The sequence below is a fragment of the Tepidiforma sp. genome, from assembly GCF_034432735.1.
In the GTDB taxonomy this organism is placed as follows: Bacteria; Chloroflexota; Dehalococcoidia; order Tepidiformales; family Tepidiformaceae; genus Tepidiforma.
Genome location: NZ_DAOUBJ010000050.1, coordinates 1 through 18,967, shown reverse-complemented (window position 1 = coordinate 18,967; position 18,967 = coordinate 1). Strand labels below are relative to the sequence as shown.

The window sequence follows — 18,967 nt, the reverse complement described above, 5'->3', positions numbered from 1 at the left end:
TCTTCGGCGTGGCGTTCGTGGTCGCGCTCAACCTGGCCGTGCGCCTCGACCAGCCTCCGGTTTTCGAGCTTTCGCGCTACAACGACGTGGTCTACACGCCGGTGCGGACCGGCCCGGCTCAGGCCATCATCGTGCCCATCGAAACCGAGACCTACAGCTTGCGCGAGGTCGAGGACGGGATCTACTCGAAGAGCCTCGACCGACTCCAATACTGGTCGCTCGTTTCGGTGGTTGGCCTCGCCATCGCCTCGGGGATTGGAGGATACGTCCTGTCGGGCATCCTGTTGCGACCCGTTCGCGACATTACCCAGGCCGCCTCGGAGATTAGCGCAACCAACCTCGGTCGCCGAATCAACTACGAAGGCCCGCGGGACGAACTCTGGGCACTCGCCGAGACGTTCGACTCGATGATCGGCAGGCTCGAGGCATCGTTCGAGCGGCAACGTCAGTTCGTCCAGGACGCATCCCACGAGTTGCGGACCCCGCTGGCCGCGATTCGCACCAACATCGAGGTCACCGAGATGGACCCCGATGCAACGATCGAGGAGTATCGCGAGCTCGTCGCGACCATCAAACACCAGACGGAACGTCTAACCCGCCTCAGCGAAGACTTGTTGTTGCTCACCAATGACGACGGCGGTCGCGTCGAGCCGGAGCCGGTCGACCTGCAGGCTCTCGCAACCGACGTGCTCGGGGAACTGCAGCCGCTTGCCTCGCAACGTGGCGTCGCTCTGCGCCGAGAGTTCTCCGCTGACGTCGAAGCCGTGGCCAGCCCCGATCTCCTCCATCGCTGCGTTCTGAATCTGGTCGATAACGCGATCAAGTACTCGGGCGAAGGCTCGACCGTCACCGTCCGCCTGCGTGGGGCGGGCACAGTGGCGCGGATCGAAGTCGAAGACAACGGCCCGGGGATCCCCGCCGAGGCTCTGCCGCATATCTTCGAACGCTTTTACCGTGTCGATAAGGGGCGGAGCCGTCGCGAGGGCGGAACTGGGCTCGGCCTGGCAATCGTCCGCGAGCTCATCACTGCCATGGGAGGCCAGGTCGGGGTGGAATCGGAACCGGGTACAGGCACGACGTTTTGGATCGAGCTGCCGCGTCCGCCACAGGGGCCCGGCACACTGGCGTCGCTACATGGCAGCAAGCCCCTCGCGTGGGATTCCGGACGGCCTGCTTGACGGCCATTCGGCTCCCCCATAGCTTCGGGATTGCCGGGTAAGCCGCCGTACCGACCGAACTAGGCCGGGATGGGCTACCGTTGAGGGTGCAGGAGGAATTCAGGGCGTGACCAGTTTGCTCGACCGCATCGAGAGTCCACTCGACCTTCGCGGACTCACCTACGACCAGCTCGAAGCGCTGGCCGCCGAAATTCGGGATTTCCTCGTCAAGACGGTCGATGGCATCGGCGGCGGCGGCCACCTCGCCTCGAATCTGGGCGTCGTCGAACTCACCCTCGCGCTCCATCGGCTGTTCGACTCTCCCCGCGACAAGATCGTCTGGGATGTCAGCCATCAGGTTTATGTCCACAAAATGCTCACCGGACGAAAGGACCGGATGCACACGATCCGCCAGTTCGGCGGACTCAGTGGCTTTGCCGACCGTAAGGAGAGTGAGCACGACGTGTTCGGTGCCGGGCACGCGGGGACCTCTATCTCGGCCGCCGTGGGCATGGCAGTTGCGCGTGACTTGAAAGGAGAGGATTTCTACGCGATCGCCGTGATCGGCGACGGCGCGATGACCTGCGGCATGGCACTCGAGGCGATGAATCACGCCGGCCACCTTGGCCTGCACCGCCTGATCGTCATCCTCAACGACAACGCGATGTCGATTTCGCCGAACGTCGGCGCGCTCAGCCGAAACGTCAACAAGCTTCGTGTCGATCCCCTGTACCGCAACGCGAAGCGCGAGATCGGCGAGCTCGTCGAACACCTCCCGCTGGGCCGGCAGGTCTGGCAGCGCGCCAAGCGCGTGAAGGCAAGCCTCCGCGACCTCCTGGTGCCGGCCAGCTTTTGGGAGCAGTTCGGATTCGAGTACTACGGGCCCATCGACGGTCATGACATTCGCGAGCTCGAAGCCACGATCGGCGCAATCAAAAAGGTCGAAGGCAAGCCTGTTCTCCTCCATGTCCTGACCGAGAAAGGCCACGGCGTACCGGAGGCCGCCGCTGACCCGGTCAAGAGTCACAGCGGTACGTACTGGTTGAAGAAAACCGACCCTACCGCTCCGCCTCCACGGCCAACGTACTCGCAGGTCTTCGCCGGGGCAGTCCAAGAGCTCATCGAAAGCAACCCGCGCGTCGTCGCAATTACGGCCGCTATGCTCGAAGGTACCGGCTTGGCTCCCGTGCACGCGAAGCACCCCGGGAGAGTGTTCGATGTCGCAATCGCCGAGCAGCACGCCGTCACGTTCGCTGCCGGCCTCGCCACTCAGGGAATGCGCCCCATCGCAGCGATCTACAGTACCTTCCTTCAGCGCGGCTACGATTCGGTCGTCCACGACGTTGTCGTCCAGAATCTCCCGGTCGTCTTCGCAATGGACCGCGCCGGCTTTGTCGGGGACGACGGAAAAACCCATCAGGGCTTCATCGATATCAGCTACCTCCGCTGCCTGCCGAACATGGTGGTCAGCGCGCCGAAAGACGAGAAAGAGCTCCGAGACCTTCTCTACACCGGCGTCGAGCACGATGGCCCCTTCGCCGTCCGCTATCCCCGCGGAAGCGGCCCCGGAGCGCCTACCGACCTGCCAATGGAGCGCATCCCTATCGGGAAGGCAGAGTTGCTCCGGCCGGGCCGTGATATCGCGCTCGTTGGCTTCGGGGCTCCGGTCAGCCAGTGCGTAGCCGCCGCCAAGCTCCTCGAAGCCGACGGAATCGACGCCGCAGTCGTCAATGCCCGTTTCGCGAAGCCGCTCGACGCGGAGTTGCTGCTCGAATTGGCTCGAACCACGTCGGGCATCGTCACCGCCGAGGAGAACGTCCGCGCGGGCGGCTTCGGTGACGCCGTCCTCGAGCTCCTCACCGACCACGGGCTCGCCGACCGCTATCTCGCGGCATTGACCATGCCCGATGCCATCGTCGACCACGGGCCGCAAGCGACGATGCGGCATCTGTACCAGCTCGATGCCGAAGGCATCGCAACCGCGGCACGGGAGGCCCTCGCGGCTCGGCGGGCGACCACCCCACCGGTCAGCCCCGTGCCAGCATGACCGCTCCGGAGAATTTCCAGCGCTTCCTCCCGCTCGTCGAACAGGGCCTCCGGAGAGCGCTCGCTAACGGGCCAGACGAACTCCTCCGTGCTTCTCGTTATGTATTGGGCTGGGAAGACGCCTCTGGCCGTCCCTCGTCGGGAGGCGGCAAACGCCTGCGCCCGCTCATCTGCCTCGAAGTTGCAGCAGCCATCGGGGTCGCTCCCGAGCGTGCTCTACCCGGTGCCGTCGCCGTCGAACTGATCCACAACTTTTCGCTGGTGCACGACGATATTCAGGACGGCGACGCGATCCGCCACGGCCGTCCGACGGCATGGAAGGTGATCGGGCAACCCCAGGCCATCAACCTTGGGAACTTCCTCTATGCCAGGGGCATCGGCCAACTGACCGACTGTAGCCTTCCAGGCGCTCCTGCAGCACTTCGCTTGCTCGTCGATGCGATCGAGCGGATGGTCGAGGGCCAGTGGTCCGACATCGCCTTCGAAACGGCAGCCCAGGTGACCGAGCAGGAGTACCTCGCGATGGTCGCGGGGAAAACCGGCGCCCTCCTCGGCGCAGCGGCCGGGATCGGGTCCGCCCTTGCCGGCGCCGACACACGCTCGGTCGAGGCCTTCCGCCGTTGGGGCGAGTTACTGGGTCTTGCCTTCCAGGTCCGCGACGACTACCTCGGGACATGGGGTGACCCAGATGCCACGGGAAAGTCGGCCTCGAGCGACATCGTCCGCAGAAAGCGCACTCTGCCAGTCGTTTACGCGCTCGCCGCCGGCGAGACCGACGCGCTCAGCGCGTACTATGCGGAGAAGAACGATGGAAGGTCATCTGGGCTCACACCGGAAGCCGTCGCTGAGATCCTCGCGACCAGAGGAGCTCGGGAGCACACCGACGCTCTGGCTCGCCGCCTCGCCGCCGACGCCGACGACGCTCTCTACACCGTCGCGGAGCTCGGCCACGACACGACAACACTTCGGGCACTGGCCGCGTTCATCGTCGAGCGTGACCGCTAGCTCGCTCCTTGCGACCATGCGTGAGAGCCCATCACCCGGGCCAGAGGCGCTAGATGTTCGAAAACGTGCGCGAAGACATCCGTCAGGCGGTAACGTGGCACTCGGTACCGCTCGTACGGCGATGGCTCGGCCCTCACGCCGAAACGGTGGCCAGCATCCTGCTCTCTGCTGAAGCACAAGTCGTGCTGATCTATCGTTTGCAGGCCTGGCTCCGGCGGCGTGGCGTGCCGCTCCTTCCGAATCTCCTGCGGCGCCTGACGATGCTGCTCGCCGGCGTGTCCATCGGTGATCGTGTCGAGATCGGGCCCGGTCTCCTCATCAACCACGGCCACGTGGTCATCGACGGAACTACCAGCATCGGAGACCACTGCTCGATAGCGCCGTTCGTCACGATCGGTCTCGACACCGGCGGTCCCGATGTGTCCCTCGAAGGTCCCACCATAGGAAGCTTCGTGTTCATCGGGACCGGCGCGAAGGTGCTTGGCCCGGTCGTCATCGGCGACCACGCGCGGATCGGCGCGAATGCGGTGGTGATCACCGACATTCCAGCCGATTCCACGGCTGTCGGAGTACCAGCTCGGACTATCCCCCACGCCTACCCTCTCGGTCCCACGCGACCCGACGAATCCGGCAGCTAGACGATCCGCGTTCGCCCCCTGGCGGCCGTGAACGGGTCAGTTGATCGGCAGCAAGGTTTCGCCCATCAGATATTGGTCGATGCCGCGGGCAGCGGCACGGCCCTCCGCGATAGCCCACACGATCAATGACTGGCCGCGCGTCATGTCGCCCGCCGTAAAGACGCCCGGTACCGACGTCATCTTGTTCTCGTCCGCCCAGACGTTTCCGCGTTCCGTCAGCTGGACACCGAGCTGTTCGAGCAAGCCGCCCTTTTCGGGGCCGAGGAAGCCCATGGCAAGAAGCAGGAGGTCGACGGGCTCCGAGAACTCGCTTCCCGGGATTTCGCGCATGACTTGGCGGCCATCCTCGTTCACGAATTCGACCCGAACGGCGTGGAGGGTGGTCAGCCGGCCGTTCTCGCCGGAAAGCCGCGTCGTCATGATGCAGTAGTCGCGCTCGCCGCCTTCCTCGTGAGCGGAGGAGACGCGATAAATGTTGGGGTAGAGCGGCCACGGCTGCTCGGGGGGCCGCGTGGCGGGTGGGCGAGGCAGGATTTCGTATTGGAGGACCTGGCGGGCGCCCTGGCGCAGCGCTGTCCCAAGGCAGTCCGCCCCAGTATCACCGCCACCGAGAATGATCACGCGCTTGTCCTTCGCGGAGATGAACTCCTCGTCTGGGATTTCGTCACCCGCGTTCCTCCGGTTTTGCATCGGCAGGTACTGCATCGCGAAGTAGACACCCTCGAGCTCGCGGCCCGGAACCTGGAGGTCGCGCGGCTGGGTGGCGCCCCCTGCTAGGCAGAGCGCATCGAACTCCTCGAGCAGTTCGCGTGCGTCGATGTCTTTCCCGACATTCACACCCGGACGGAAGACGACGCCCTCGGCCTCCATCTGGGCGAGCCGGCGGTCGAGGAAGCGCTTCTCCATCTTGAAGTCGGGGATGCCGTAGCGGAGCAGACCGCCGATCCGGTCGTCGCGCTCGAAGACCGTGACCTCGTGGCCAGCCCGCGCCAGTTGCTGTGCACAGGCGAGCCCAGCCGGCCCCGAGCCAATGATTGCGACGGTCTTGCCGGTTCGGTGGCTGGCGGGCTGCGGCCTTACCCACCCAGCCTGCCAGGCATACTCGATGATCTCGAGTTCGACCTGTTTGATCGTCACGGGGTCGGCATTGATGCCAAGGACGCACGCTGCCTCACAGGGAGCCGGGCACAGTCGGCCCGTGAACTCCGGGAAGTTGTTGGTCGCGTGGAGGCGCTCGATGGCGTCACGCCAGCGATTGCGATACACGAGATCGTTCCAGTCGGGAATGATGTTCCCGAGCGGGCAGCCCTGGTGGCAGAAGGGGATCCCGCAGTCCATGCAGCGGGCGGCCTGGGTCTGGAGCTTCTCGATGGGAAACTCTTCGTAGACTTCGAGCCAGTCGTGAACGCGTTGGTCGACGGGCCGGCGTTTCGGGGTCTCGCGCGGGTATTCGAGGAATCCAGTCGGCTTAGCCATGGGCGGCTCCAACGGTAGAGGTCTCGGTGCCCTGGCTCCCGTTCTGCGCTCCGAAGCGCTGCTGTTCCAGGACGCGGCGGTAATCCACCGGCATCACCTTGACGAACTTCCGCGCGGCGGCCGGCCAGTCTTCGAGCAGCCGGCTGGCTACCGTGCTACCGGTGTACTCGACGTGGCGCTCGAGAAGGCCCTTCACGAGGTCGAGGTCCTCCGGCTCCTCGAGCGGCTCGAGCGCCACCATTTCGAGATTGCAGCGCGTGTGGAAGTCGCCCTCTTCGTCAAGAACGTACGCAATGCCCCCGCTCATCCCAGCGGCGAAGTTGCGCCCCGTGCGGCCGATAATGACGGCACGGCCGCCCGTCATGTACTCACAGCCATGGTCCCCCGTTCCCTCGACCACCGCGACGGCGCCAGAATTGCGAACCATGAACCGTTCACCGGCGACGCCCCGGAAGAAGGCCGCACCGGAAGTCGCCCCGTACAGCGCCACATTGCCGATGACAATGTTCTCTTCCGGCACGAACGAGGCATCTTTCGGGGGATAGACGATGATTTTGCCGCCGGAGAGCCCCTTCCCGATGTAGTCGTTGGCATCGCCCTCGAGGCGAAGGGTGATACCGGCAGGCAAGAATGCACCGAAGCTCTGTCCTGCCGATCCATGGAACGTGATATCGATCGTGTCGTCGGGAAGCCCGGTGTGGCCGTAGCGACGGGTGAGTTCGCTCCCGAGCATCGTCCCGACAGTTCGATTCACGTTACGAATCGGGAAATCGAGCACCACCCGTTCGCCGCGCTCGAGGGCTGGCTCGGCACACCGAATCAGCTCGTTATCCAGGGCGCGCTCCAGCCCGTGGTCTTGCGTCGTCACGCAACGGGTGGGCACGGAAGGATCGACCTGCGGCCGGTAGAGGATCGCCGAAAGGTCGAGCCCTTGCGCCTTCCAGTGGTCGACGGCCCGTCGCACATCGAGCAGGTCGGAGCGACCGATGATCTCGTCGAGGGACCGATAGCCGAGTTGAGCGAGGTACTCGCGCACCTCTTCTGCGATGAACCGGAAGAAATTGACGACGTGCTCCGCTCGTCCGGTGAACTTCTCGCGCAGGGCAGGGTTCTGCGTGGCGATACCGACTGGACAGGTATCGAGGTGACACACACGCATCATCACGCAGCCCATGACAACCAGGGGCGCGGTAGCGAAGCCGTACTCTTCGGCGCCGAGGAGCGCCCCGATGATGACATCGCGCCCGGTCTTCATTTGGCCGTCCACTTGGACGACGATGCGGTCGCGGAGCTTGTTCATCACGAGTGTTTGCTGCGTCTCGGCGAGACCCAGCTCCCAAGGGAGGCCCGCGTGCTTGATCGAGGTCAGCGGACTGGCGCCGGTCCCACCGTCATGACCCGAGATGAGCACGTGATCCGACTTGGCCTTGGCCACCCCGGCGGCGACGGTTCCGACGCCCACCTCGGCGACGAGCTTGACGCTGATGCGAGCGCGGGGATTCGCGTTCTTGAGGTCGTGGATGAGCTGCGCGAGGTCCTCGATGGAGTAAATGTCGTGATGAGGCGGCGGGCTGATGAGCCCGACCCCCGGCGTCGCGTGCCGCACCTCGGCAATCCACGGATAAACCTTCGTGCCGGGGAGCTGCCCGCCTTCGCCGGGCTTGGCACCCTGCGCCATCTTGATCTGAATCTCGTCGGCATTGACCAGGTATTCGCTGGTGACGCCGAAGCGGCCAGAAGCCACCTGTTTGATGGCCGAGCGGCGCGAGTCTCCGTTCGGGTCCGGCACGTACCGGCGGCGGTCCTCGCCGCCCTCTCCGGTGTTGCTCTTGCCCCCGATACGGTTCATGGCAATGGCGAGCGTTTCGTGGGCCTCGGCGCTGATAGAGCCGAACGACATGGCACCGGTCGCGAAACGCTTGAAAATGCTCTCGGCAGGCTCTACTTCGTCGATCGGGATAGGTGAGCGATCCGATTTCAGTTCGAAAAGGCCGCGCAGCGTAGCGAGCCGCCGGCTCTGGTCATCGATCAGGCGCGTGTACTCTTTGAAAATTCGGTACTGGCCCGTTCGTGTGGAGTGCTGGAGCCGAAAGACCGTCTCGGGATTGAAGAGATGGTATTCGCCGTCGCGGCGCCACTGGTACTGGCCCCCCCAAGCGAGCTCGCGAAGCCCGCCGTCGCGGGCCGGGTAGGCTCGTTGGTGGTGCGCGAGGACCTCCTGCGCCACTTCATCGATCCCGATGCCACCGATGCGGGAGACCGTGTTCGTGAAGTACTTGTCGATGAAGGCCTCGCTGAGACCAACAGCTTCGAAGATCTGGGCACCACGGTAGCTCTGGATCGTCGAAATGCCCATTTTGGACATCACCTTGACGACACCCTTCTTGACCGCCTTGAGGTAGTTTGCCCGGAGCTTCTCGACGGGGTAATCCGCCGTGATGTAACCATCCTGGCGTACCTGCTCGAGCGAATCGAGCGCGAGCCACGGGTTCACGGCCCCAGCACCGTAACCAATCAAAAGCGCGAAGTGGTGCACCTCACGCGCATCGCCAGACTCCACGATGAGCCCGACGCGGGTTCGCTTCTTCTCGCGGACCAGGTGGTTGTGGAGGCCCGCAACCGCCAGGAGCGACGGGATTGGGGCATGCTCTGCGTCGACCCCGCGGTCGGAGAGGATGAGAATCTTTGCGCCGTTGTCGATTGCCTGGTCGGCGGCGCGGAAAAGCTCCTCCATGGCTGCCTCGAGCCCGGCGGGCCCAGCTTTGGCGGGGAAGAGCATAGGAAGGACCGTCGCACGCAGGGCGTGGTCCTTCAAGGCCTTGAACTTCGCCAGCTGTTCGTTGTCGATGAACGGATTGTCGAGGCTGATGAGGTGGCAGCTCTCCGGTTCCGGGTCGAGCAAGTTACCTTCGGGCCCGATAACCGTTTTGACGGACGTGACAAGTTCCTCGCGGATGGCATCGAGCGGTGGGTTGGTGACCTGAGCGAAGAGCTGCTGGAAATAGTTGTACAGGGGCTGCGGCCGGTCGCTGAGGACGGCGAGCGGTGTGTCCGTGCCCATCGAGCCGACCGCCTCTTCGCCCTTTTCGGCCATCGGACCGAGGTGGTACTTCTCGTCTTCGATGGTGTATCCGTAGGCCATCTGAAGCTCGAGGAGTGTCTCGGGAGAAGGTGGGGGCGGCGTTTCGCTCGGGGGAATCTCTTCGATATCGATAAGATTCTCCTCGAGCCACTGGGCGTACGGCCGCTCCAAGGCCAGCTTCATTTTGAGCTCGGTATCGTCGATGATCCGGCCCTCGTCGATGCTCACGAGGAACATCTTGCCCGGCTGGAGGCGCCCCTTGACGAGGATCCGCTCTGGCTCGATCGGAAGAACGCCGACCTCCGAAGCCATGATGACGAGATCGTCCTTCGTGACGTAAAAGCGGGACGGACGGAGACCGTTACGGTCGAGCACTGCCCCGATATTCCGGCCATCGGTAAACGCAACCGAGGCTGGACCGTCCCACGGCTCCATCAGGCAGGAGTGGTATTCGTAGAAGGCCTTCTTGGCCGGGTCCATGCTCTCGTGGCCCTGCCAGGCCTCCGGGATGAGCATCATCATCGCGTGGGGCAAGCTGCGGCCCGCCATGACGAGCAGCTCGAGCGCCTCGTCGAGGCTCGCCGTGTCGCTTGCGTGCTCATCGATGACAGGAAGAACCTTGTGGATGTCGGGAATGAGCGGTGTCTGGAACAGAGCCTCGCGCGCCGCCATCCAATTGCGGTTGCCGCGGAGGGTATTGATCTCGCCGTTATGGGCGATCATCCGATAGGGATGCGCCAGCTCCCAACTCGGGAACGTGTTGGTGCTGAATCGGGAGTGGAACATCGCGAGCGCGCTGATGAGGTGGCGGTCGCTGAGGTCCGGGAAGTAGGTCCGCAGCTGAGTGGCCGTCAGCATGCCCTTGTAGACGAGTGTGCGGCTCGAAAGGCTCGGGAAATAGAACCAGTCGGCGTCGCGGATTCCCCAGCGCTGGATGGCCTTCTCGAATCGCTTTCGAATGACGTAGAGCCGGCGCTCGAAAGCGTCCTGGTCGGGAATACCGGCACCGCGGCTGATGAACACCTGCCAAATGTCGGGCTCCGCCTCCAGGGCTGTCGCCCCAAGCTCCACATTGTTCGTGGGAACCTTGCGCCAGCCGAGAAGATGCTGCCCCTCCTCTTCCACGATCGCGGTGAAGAGCGCCTTGGCCTGATCGGTCGCTCGCCCATCTCGCGAAGCGAAGAAGAGGCCAGCACCGTAGTGGCCAGCCTCGGGAAGCCGGATACCAATCTGAGCACACTCACGGCGAAGGAATTCGTGCGGCATCTGGATGAGGATTCCCGCGCCGTCGCCCGTGTTGGGCTCGCTGCCGGAGGCGCCTCGGTGATGCAGGTGCTCCAGGGCGGTGATGGCATCGTCGACCAGTTTGTGCGAACGATGCCCCTTGAGATGCACGATGAAGCCGACACCGCAAGCGTCGTGGTCGAGCCCTGGACGGTACAGACCCTGCCTTCCGGGCCTCCGGGGTTGCTGCATGCTACGTCCCTCTCCGAGCACTTCCCACCTCGCCAGAATTGCGAAATGAATGGAGCCGCTGGCGTCGCCGTCATTCCGGTGCGCCATTTGTGAAATGCTTCGCAATCTCTCGCGAGACGATGGGTGAGCTTGAAGTATAACAGCTCGGCCAACCCGCGTGTCGAGCCCCACGCAGCTCCGACGGGCGGAAGCGTATAATCCGGCCACTACCCGCGGGAGCTTCCCCATGGCCGAACCCTACTGGACCCCCGAGCGCGTCGACGCGCTGGTCAGCTCGCGCTCACGCATCCTCGGGCCACAAGTCTGGGCAGCGGCGACACCAGACCCGCGCCACATCATCTCGTTCGCAGGCGGGCTCCCCGATATCCCCTCGCTCCCTTCGGACGAGCTGCTCCGCGCAACGGAGGCCGTCCTCCAACGTGAGCGCAAAGAAGCCCTCGAGTACGGCGGCACGTTCGGACCGACCCCGCTCCGGGACGCCATCGCCGACCGCGCAACCCGCCTCGAAGGTGTCCCCGTGACGCGGGACCACGTCATCATCGTGAGCGGCTCGGCGCACGGCATCGGCCTTGTCTGCGAAACGTTGCTCGACCCGGGCGACGTCGTGATGGTGGAGAGCCCCAACTTCCCGGGGTCGATGCGCACCATCCGGTCATTCGGCGTCGAGCAGGTTGCCATCCCGCTCGACGAGGAGGGAATGCGGACGGACGTCCTGGAGGACCGGCTCGAGGCTCTCGCGGCGCAAGGCCGGCGGGCGAAGTTCATCTACTGCATCCCCAACCACCAGAACCCCGCCGGGTGCACGATGTCCCTCCGCCGGCGTGAACACCTGCTCGAACTAGCCCGCCGATTCGAGACGTTCGTTCTCGAGGACGATGCCTACGGGGAGCTCTGGTTCGAGGAACCGCCTCCGCCTTCGCTGTTCGCCCTCAGCGGCGGAGAGCACGGCGTGAAGGTGGCCAGTTTCTCCAAAACCATCGCGACCGGCCTGCGCATGGGTTGGGTCCAAGGGCCTCCGGCGCTCGTCTCGCGGATCGCTGCACTGCGTTATGACATGGGAACGAGCCCACTCCTCGGTCGGGTCATCGCAGAGATGATTCGCAACGGCGACCTCGACCGCCATATCGCCCGGCTGCGGACCATTTACCGTCGAAAGCTCGAGAGGGTGGAAGCTGCACTGGCGCGGTACTGCTCACCCTATATCCGCTACACCCGGCCTCGAGGCGGATTTTTCCTCTGGCTCGCGCTTCGTCCGGGCATGAGCTCGCGCGACGTCCAGCTCGCGGCGAACGAGCGGGGCGTCATCGTTGGACAAGGCCCCCAGTTCTTCGCCGATGGTGTCGCGACCAACCACCTCCGTCTCGCTTTCAGTTATGTCGATCTTGAGGAAATCGACGAAGGCATTCAACGACTCGGCGAAGCGATGGCCGAAGTGGCCGCTCGGACCGGGACCAAGTGACCAAGACGGGGGCACGCCAGGCATGAACACCGTTGCGATTGGTTCCGTCACGATTGCTCCGCTCCTCGATGCCCCCGTATCGATGAACCCACGCCATTTCATTCCGCAGCACGCCGATGCCTTCTACGCCGAATTCGGCCACGAGGCCGATGAGCGCGGGCTTTTTGGGATGGCAATTACCTGTTACCTGGTGCGTTCCGCCGGGCGCACCGTCCTCATCGATACCGGTCTCGGTCCAAGGCGTCGACCAGGTTTCCCCGTCGGCCGCCTCGACGAGGCTCTCCGGGTGGCCGGCGTCAGCCCCAGCGAGATCGACCTCGTCGTGCATACCCACCTCCATATCGACCACGTGGGGTGGAACACCGTCGATTCGGCCAACGGCGAACCGGATGTTTTCTTCACCAACGCGGAGTTTGTCATTCAACGGCAGGAATGGGATTACTGGATGGTCCCGGAGCGACTGACAGCGCCAGGCAACGAGCACCTCCGCGAGTGCGTCGAGCCTCTTCGGCAAACGGGGCGCATCCGCTTCGTGGACGGGGAGATGGCCCTCGACGAGCACCTGGTTTTCGTCCCTACCCCCGGCCACACCCCCGGCCATGTGGCCATCGGCATCGTCGACGGGGCAGAGCGCGGCATCATCGTCGGCGATGCGTCGCATCACCCGATGCAGCTCATCCACCCGGACTGGTCACCCGCTTTCGACGTCGACCCGTTCCAATCGGCCGCCACCCGCGAAGCGCTTTTCGAGCGCGCGGTCGCAGAAGGGCTGACCTGGTTCGCCGGCCACTGGCCACACCCCGGCATCGGTCGCCTGGTTCGTCGTGACGGACGACGAGTGTTCGAGCCGCTTTCGCCGCCCTTGCCCGGTCAGCCCTCGCCTGAGTAGCGTTAGGCTCGATGCGCTGGGTCTTGACGGCGGTATTCGCCATCGTCCTCGGCGGCATAGCCGTCGCGGCCCGCCCGGCCGCGGGCGATGAGCTCACGATCATCACCGTGACATCTCCGGCGGACACGACGGGCAGCTGCCCGAGCGCCACGACCTGTACCCTCCGAGCCGCTATCGAAGCCGCCAACGTCGCGACCGGGATGGTAGCGATCCGCTTCTCGCCCGCGGTCTTCCCACCCGGTGCACCGGCCACCATCGCCATCGGGAGTGCGGGGCTGCCACCCCTCACCAAAGCCGGTGCGATCATCGACGGATCCGATGCAGGGGTCATCGTGCGGGCCGGCTCCCAGAGCGTATCCCTCCCGCTGGACGGATTCCGCCTCGCAGGAACTGGCGCGGCGGTCCGCGGACTCACGGTCGAGGGTTTCAGCGGGGCCTGCATCGCGGCGGCAGGAGCGAACAGCGTCGTCGGTGGGACCGGGAGCAATCAGCTTCGCGCTTGCGGCGTTGGCGTGCGAGCCGCAGCGCCGGGTGTCGTGGTCGCCGGCAACCGATTCATCGGTCCCGCTGACGGTCCGCCTTACGGCACCGGCGTCGAAGCCTCCGCCCCGTCGGTCATTGTGGGCGGTATCGCCGAAAACTCCTTCGAGCGGCTCGCTACGGGCGTCCGCGTGGTCGCGTCGACAGGTCCCGTAACCGGGACGACGATCGACCGGAACACGTTCACCGGAATCGATGGGCCGTGCGTCGAGCTGGGCGCCGGCACCAACGCTGCCACCGTGACCAACAACAGTTTCAGCTCGTGCGGCACTGCCGTCGTCGTCGGCAAGGCCACCGACGACCACCCGGCGTCCGAGCGCAACACCATCCGCGCCAACTCATTTGCCAATCTGGCCGGGCTTGCGATCGATATCGGCGGCGACGGCCGACGGAATCCCCCGGATTCGGTGCCGGCGAACGGGGGTATTGCATTCCCTACCGTCCAGCGCGCCACCGTCTCGGCCATCGAAGGCCTGACCTGTCCGGGCTGCTCCGTCGAGCTGTACCTCGCCGCCCATACGCCCGGCGGACGGAGCGACTACGGTCTGGTCCGTCTCGGGCAGTCAGTTACCGCCGACGGCACCGGCCGATTCACCACCCGGCTCTCCGTAAGCCCGGGGCAATGGGTAATCGCTACCGCAACCGATTCCGACGGCAACACGAGCGAGTTCGGCCCTTCGGCGCGAGTCGGGGCTGGCGTGGTCCAGTGTGGCAACGTCCAACTCGCTCCGGGGTGGAATCACGTTGGCTATTTCGGCAGTCAGCCGCTCGTGCTGGGCGACACCTTCCCCGGCGGCGGAAGCTCCACGGTTTCCGCAATTTACCAGGCTATCGATGGTACCGCGTCGTACCGTAGGTGGCTCGCGGCTACTCCCGCCGGGCGCACACTCGGAGTCCTCGAACCAGGTCAGGAGTACTGGTTCCTCGCCACCGCACCGACATCGCTGGCGGGCGGCTTCTCCGTTTCGTTCCCCGTCCCGGTCGAGCTTTCGCCGGGCTGGAACGATGTCGTGTACATCGGCAGCAGCGCCGACCCCCAAGATGCCTTCGCATCGTTGGGCGAGAATTTGGTTTCGGTCGCAAAGTGGGACGCTGGAACGCAGCGCTGGCTACGCTACGGCGATGGCAGCGCTCCGCCGTGGGCGAGAGCGCTCACGCAGGTCGAAAGCTGCGAAGTCTATCAGCTCCTGCTCAGCGGGCACGCCACCCTCGTCCCACTCCAGCCATGATGTCGCCTGGTAGACTGCGACGCCATGGAAATCGAGATTCGCCCCTGCACCGACGGTAATGAGCTCGACGAGCTGCGAAGGATAGCCGCCTACGTGTTCGCTTCCGAGGACGGAATGGAGGAGGAAGTCGGAGGCCTCCAATCGGACTGGACCGTGTGCGCGTTCGTCGATGGACGAATGGCCTCGACCCTCGGCATGTGGCCGTTCACCGTCCGCCTCGACGGCTCTCCGGTCCCGATGGCGGGCGTCACGCTCGTTGGCACCCTTCCGAACTACCGACGGCGAGGGCTTCTTCGCCAGACGATGCAGCGCGCGTTCACCGTGATGCGCGACCGGCGTCAGCCCTTGGCCATCCTCTGGGCGAGCATGGGGGCCATTTACCAGCGCTTCGGTTACGGCTTAGCTTCGACCGGCGTCACCTATCGGTTCGACCCGAGGCTGGCCTCGCTAGCGAGTCGACCGCACGATATCCCCGGGCACATCGACCTCCTTTCGCCGACCGACGCCTACCCACTCATCAAACCGGTCTTCATCGAGTGGGCGAGCCCCCGGAATCTGATCATCCACCGCTCCGCTGAACTCTGGCGGGTTTCGACCTTCCGACCTCCCCGGAAGGGGCTTCCGGTGCACGTGGCAGTCTACCGTGACGAGACCGGGGCGCCACGCGGGTACGCCGTCTATACCACCATGACAGTGGACCACGCACCCGACGAAGGCGAGCAGGAGGTGCAGGTGACCGAGCTCATCGCGTTGACGCCTACCGCCTGGGTCGCGCTTTGGGAGTTTCTTCGCGCCCACGACCTGGCCCGCCGAATCCACTTTCGGAGCGTCCCGCCCGACGATCCCGCACCCGAGCTCCTGCTCGAGCCACGGGTTCTGAATCGACGTACGCAAGATGCGATCTGGATGCGCGTGGTCGATGTCCCGGGGGCGCTCGAAGCTCGACCGTATGGGGTGTCCGGCCGCCTGACCATCGGCATTCCGCGAGACGAACTCTGCCCGTGGAACGAAGGCACGTGGCGGCTAGAGTTCGACGGCCAGCGGGCGGAGGTTCGTCGCACGGACGCAGACCCCGACATCATCGCCGAGCCAGCCGTCCTGGCATCGCTCCTCGCCGGGCACCGGTCCGCAACGTACCAGAAACGGGCCGGCCGGCTCCAAGCGCGCGACGAAGCTACCCTCCGCCTCGCGGACGATCTCTTCCGGACGTCCTACGAGCCGTTTTGTCCGAACGGGTTCTAGCGAACTGCGGATTTTCAGCTGCCGCTCGTGCCGACGAGCCCAAGATAGCGATCCCGGTCCGCAGCGCGCGCCGGCGCGTGCTTCACATCCTCCGGCCCGAGCGCTCGTGTCCAAGTAGCGAATTCGAGCAAGATGCCGTCGGGGTCCTGGAAGTAGAACGAGCGGATGAACGTGCCCGCGTGGACCTCCCGCGACACCTGCCTGGGGCTATCGTCATGGTTGAGAATCGGCGTCACGGGGATGCCCTTCGCCTTGATTTTTTCGTAGTATTCGTCGAACTTCTCGGCCGGCACGTCGAACGCCACATGGTTCATCGAGCCATGCGCCGTCGCCAGTTCGCCCTCTCCGGGCATCCCGGCGGGAGACGCGATCCCAGGGGCTGCCTCGGGCGCATTCGGGAACCAAAAGAACGCGAGCGAATCGCCATTGCCGATGTCGAAGAAAAAGTGCTGGCCCATGTTGTTGGGCAGTTCGATCGTCTTGATGAGGGGCATCCCGAGGACGTTCGAGTAGAACTCGACCGTCCGCTCCATGTCGCGGCAGACGAGAGCAAGGTGATTGATGCCGCGAAATTCGAACTCGGTGTTCTTACGTTCCATCTGCTGCCTCCTGCCGCGACGTCCGCGGCCCTTCTACTTTAGCCGAGGACGTCAAGCCCGGTCCGCGCGGTCGTCGATATCCTGGCGCCGGTTCCCGAAGCGGTCCCAGTGGGTGATGGCAGAAAGCGGTTTCCGCGGGGCGATGCCAAATCTGCCCCGCGGGCGCCCCATCGGCACGAGCGCAGCGATTTCGTAGCGCTCGGGGATGCCAAGAAGCTCGCGAACCTCGCCCTGATAAATCCGGATGACCGTGGTCAGGGTCGTGCCGATACCGAGGGACCGGGCAGCGAGCATAAAGTTCTGGACCGCGGGGTAGAGCGACGCGTACGGTGTGCCAACGTCGAGTGGCCCCTCCTCATCCTGGAGGGTCATGCTGATGTTCGGCATGAGGAACAGCACGATGACGGGCGATTCTTGCAGGTGTGCGGCGAGGTGGCGCGCCGACGCGACAGTTCGCCGGTGGCGCTCCGCCTCGGCCTCGTGCCGGAAGGGCGGAGTGGCCGCCAGCATCGCCGGCTCGTAGCGGGTATAAGCCCGCCGGTAGATCTCGCCAAGGCCCCTGCGGATGCTGGGTTCGCGGACGACGAGGAATTGCCACGGCTGAATGTTTCCTCCGCTCGGTGCCTGCCTGGCGGCACGCAGGCAGGTGAGAACCTCCTCCTCGGTGACGGGCTCGTCGGTGAACCTCCGAATGGCCCGGAGCGTCATGATAGCCTCGATAGCGTCCACCGGCTGTGCTCCTAAAGCATGAACGTGTCGACGGGCAGCCCGAGCATGACTCTGCCCACGACCTCGTAGGTCGGTTGTCCGACCATGACGTGCTGGGTGAGCGTGTGGATGTCGCGAAAGTGACGCTGGAGGGAGCTGGTTTCGTAGATGCTCGACCCACCGCCGAGGTCGTAGCAGATGTCGACCGCGCGCGTGCAGCTCCTCGCTGCGTGCGTCGCCGCCAGCCGGAGTTGCGCACGGTCGGCGACCGAAAGCGGCGAACCTTGCTCGGCGGACGCCCACGCCGACTCGATCGACGCGTACAAGTAGGCCCGCCCGCTTTCCAGAAGGGCATGAGCCTCGGCGATGCCCGCCTGCGCAGCGGCGCGTTCTGCGAGTTGGCGCCGGCTTCCCGTCGGCGTCTTCACCTGTGCCAGTGCCGTAACTTCGTCGATAGCTGCCCGGGCGATGCCAAGCCCCACCGCCGCAACCCCTAGAGCGAGCAGGCCGTACATGGGGAAGGCATAGAGAGTCCCTTCTGCCCAAGGCCGGTCGATTCCGAGGCCGACGGTTCGGTGGGATGGCACGAATAGGTTCGTGACTTCGTAGTCGTTGCTGGCAGTCCCACGCAGGCCCGAAACGTGCCAGGTGTCGTGGATCGTGTAGCTACCAGCCGGAAAGAAGGCCATCCGGAGATGCGGATGGCCCCCACGGATCGCTTCGGGATTCCCGTTCGCATCGACCACCGTCACCCCGCCGAGGAGCCACGTGGCGTGAGACGAGCCACTGCCGTATGACCAGCGGCCCGTCACGCGATAGCCACCCTCGACCGGCACTGCCGTTCCGCGTGGCATGAGCATGCCGCCCGTGATGGACCCAAGGTCACCGTGGATTTCGGCTGCCCCCTCCCTCGGAAGCAATGCGGCCGTGATACCCGTAGTAGCGCCGATCATGAGGCACCACCCCGCCGACCCGTCGCCTGCAGCCACGGCCTCGATGGCGGCAACGAGCTCCGCGACGGACGCTTGGCCGCCGCCGAACTCACGCGGTACGAGCATTCGAAAAAGCCCGGCCGAGCGCAGCGCATCCACCACCGGCGGGGCCAGCCGCCGTGCACGCTCGGTCTCGTCGGCCAACGCGCGCGCAAGTGGTGCAATCTCACGGGCAGCAGCCACCGGGCGCGACGATATCGCCTGCATGGTCACCCTCCTGCGAAGAGCCGAAGCCTAGAGCCTCGCGCGCGAGGGCGCAATCAGTCAGGCCGCTCGCTTCTGTCCGAAGGGCCAAGGGAAGCGACGCTTCCTCGGCGCCTGTCCTTCCTTGGGCCCGGCGAAACCACGGCCGCAGCCCTGGCAGTAGGAGTAGACGTTGAGGTTCTCGCGACCGCACCACGGGCACTTCCGCATGATTCCTCCTCCTTA

Annotated in this window: 13 protein-coding genes; 8 read left to right on the top strand and 5 right to left on the bottom strand. The window is 65.0% G+C overall.

The features are described 5' to 3' along the window. Nucleotides 1-8: 8 nt before the first annotated feature. The 4 genes from VAE53_RS05310 (at nucleotide 9) to VAE53_RS05295 (ending at nucleotide 4,846) form a co-directional block, all read left to right on the top strand. The gene (locus VAE53_RS05310) at nucleotides 9-1,178 is read left to right on the top strand and encodes an ATP-binding protein (RefSeq protein WP_322818332.1); all 1,170 of its coding nucleotides are present in this window, start codon (nucleotides 9-11) and stop codon (nucleotides 1,176-1,178) included. Between the two features lie 106 nt (nucleotides 1,179-1,284). After that, nucleotides 1,285-3,204, top strand: a complete 1,920-nt coding sequence (dxs, locus tag VAE53_RS05305; protein WP_322818331.1) for a 1-deoxy-D-xylulose-5-phosphate synthase — start codon at nucleotides 1,285-1,287, stop codon at nucleotides 3,202-3,204. Next, nucleotides 3,201-4,208: a polyprenyl synthetase family protein gene (locus VAE53_RS05300; RefSeq protein ID WP_322818330.1), complete on the top strand. Its 1,008-nt coding sequence runs from the start codon at nucleotides 3,201-3,203 to the stop codon at nucleotides 4,206-4,208. The genes dxs and VAE53_RS05300 overlap by 4 nt, the downstream gene beginning before the upstream one ends. Nucleotides 4,209-4,354: 146 nt before the next feature. Next, nucleotides 4,355-4,846, top strand: coding sequence for a hypothetical protein (locus VAE53_RS05295; RefSeq protein ID WP_322818329.1), 492 nt, complete (start codon nucleotides 4,355-4,357; stop codon nucleotides 4,844-4,846). Nucleotides 4,847-4,882: 36 nt separating this feature from the next. Here VAE53_RS05295 and VAE53_RS05290 read toward each other — a convergent pair whose 3' ends face one another. Together VAE53_RS05290 and gltB are read right to left on the bottom strand one after the other, a co-directional pair. Next, nucleotides 4,883-6,322, bottom strand: coding sequence for a glutamate synthase subunit beta (locus VAE53_RS05290; RefSeq protein ID WP_322818328.1), 1,440 nt, complete (start codon nucleotides 6,320-6,322; stop codon nucleotides 4,883-4,885). Next, nucleotides 6,315-10,880 (bottom strand): glutamate synthase large subunit, encoded by a 4,566-nt coding sequence (gene gltB, locus VAE53_RS05285; protein ID WP_369294030.1) that lies wholly within the window; start codon nucleotides 10,878-10,880, stop codon nucleotides 6,315-6,317. The genes VAE53_RS05290 and gltB overlap by 8 nt, the downstream gene beginning before the upstream one ends. Before the next feature lie 226 nt (nucleotides 10,881-11,106). Between gltB and VAE53_RS05280 the strand changes: the two genes are divergently transcribed. Genes VAE53_RS05280 through eis form a run of 4 tightly spaced genes read left to right on the top strand, consistent with a single transcriptional unit; the run spans nucleotide 11,107 to nucleotide 16,239 of the window. Then, nucleotides 11,107-12,339, top strand: a complete 1,233-nt coding sequence (locus VAE53_RS05280; protein ID WP_322818326.1) for a PLP-dependent aminotransferase family protein — start codon at nucleotides 11,107-11,109, stop codon at nucleotides 12,337-12,339. Nucleotides 12,340-12,361: 22 nt separating this feature from the next. Then, complete coding sequence (locus VAE53_RS05275; RefSeq protein ID WP_322818325.1) at nucleotides 12,362-13,228, top strand: MBL fold metallo-hydrolase; 867 nt, start codon at nucleotides 12,362-12,364, stop codon at nucleotides 13,226-13,228. 11 nt (nucleotides 13,229-13,239) lie between these two features. Next, entirely contained in the window at nucleotides 13,240-14,997 is a 1,758-nt protein-coding gene (locus tag VAE53_RS05270; protein WP_322818324.1) for a CSLREA domain-containing protein, read from the top strand. Between the two features lie 24 nt (nucleotides 14,998-15,021). Continuing rightward, entirely contained in the window at nucleotides 15,022-16,239 is a 1,218-nt protein-coding gene (eis, locus tag VAE53_RS05265; protein WP_322818323.1) for a GNAT family N-acetyltransferase, read from the top strand. A 14-nt stretch (nucleotides 16,240-16,253) separates the two neighbouring features. On the opposite strand, the gene VAE53_RS05260 is transcribed toward eis, so the two are convergent. From VAE53_RS05260 to VAE53_RS05250, 3 genes are read right to left on the bottom strand one after another with little or no spacing between them, the layout of a single operon-like run. Then, nucleotides 16,254-16,838, bottom strand: coding sequence for a VOC family protein (locus tag VAE53_RS05260; RefSeq protein ID WP_322818322.1), 585 nt, complete (start codon nucleotides 16,836-16,838; stop codon nucleotides 16,254-16,256). A 51-nt stretch (nucleotides 16,839-16,889) separates the two neighbouring features. After that, nucleotides 16,890-17,567 (bottom strand): nitroreductase family protein, encoded by a 678-nt coding sequence (locus VAE53_RS05255; RefSeq protein WP_322818321.1) that lies wholly within the window; start codon nucleotides 17,565-17,567, stop codon nucleotides 16,890-16,892. Between the two features lie 11 nt (nucleotides 17,568-17,578). Further along, nucleotides 17,579-18,745: an acyl-CoA dehydrogenase family protein gene (locus tag VAE53_RS05250; RefSeq protein ID WP_322818320.1), complete on the bottom strand. Its 1,167-nt coding sequence runs from the start codon at nucleotides 18,743-18,745 to the stop codon at nucleotides 17,579-17,581. Nucleotides 18,746-18,967: the final 222 nt, after the last annotated feature.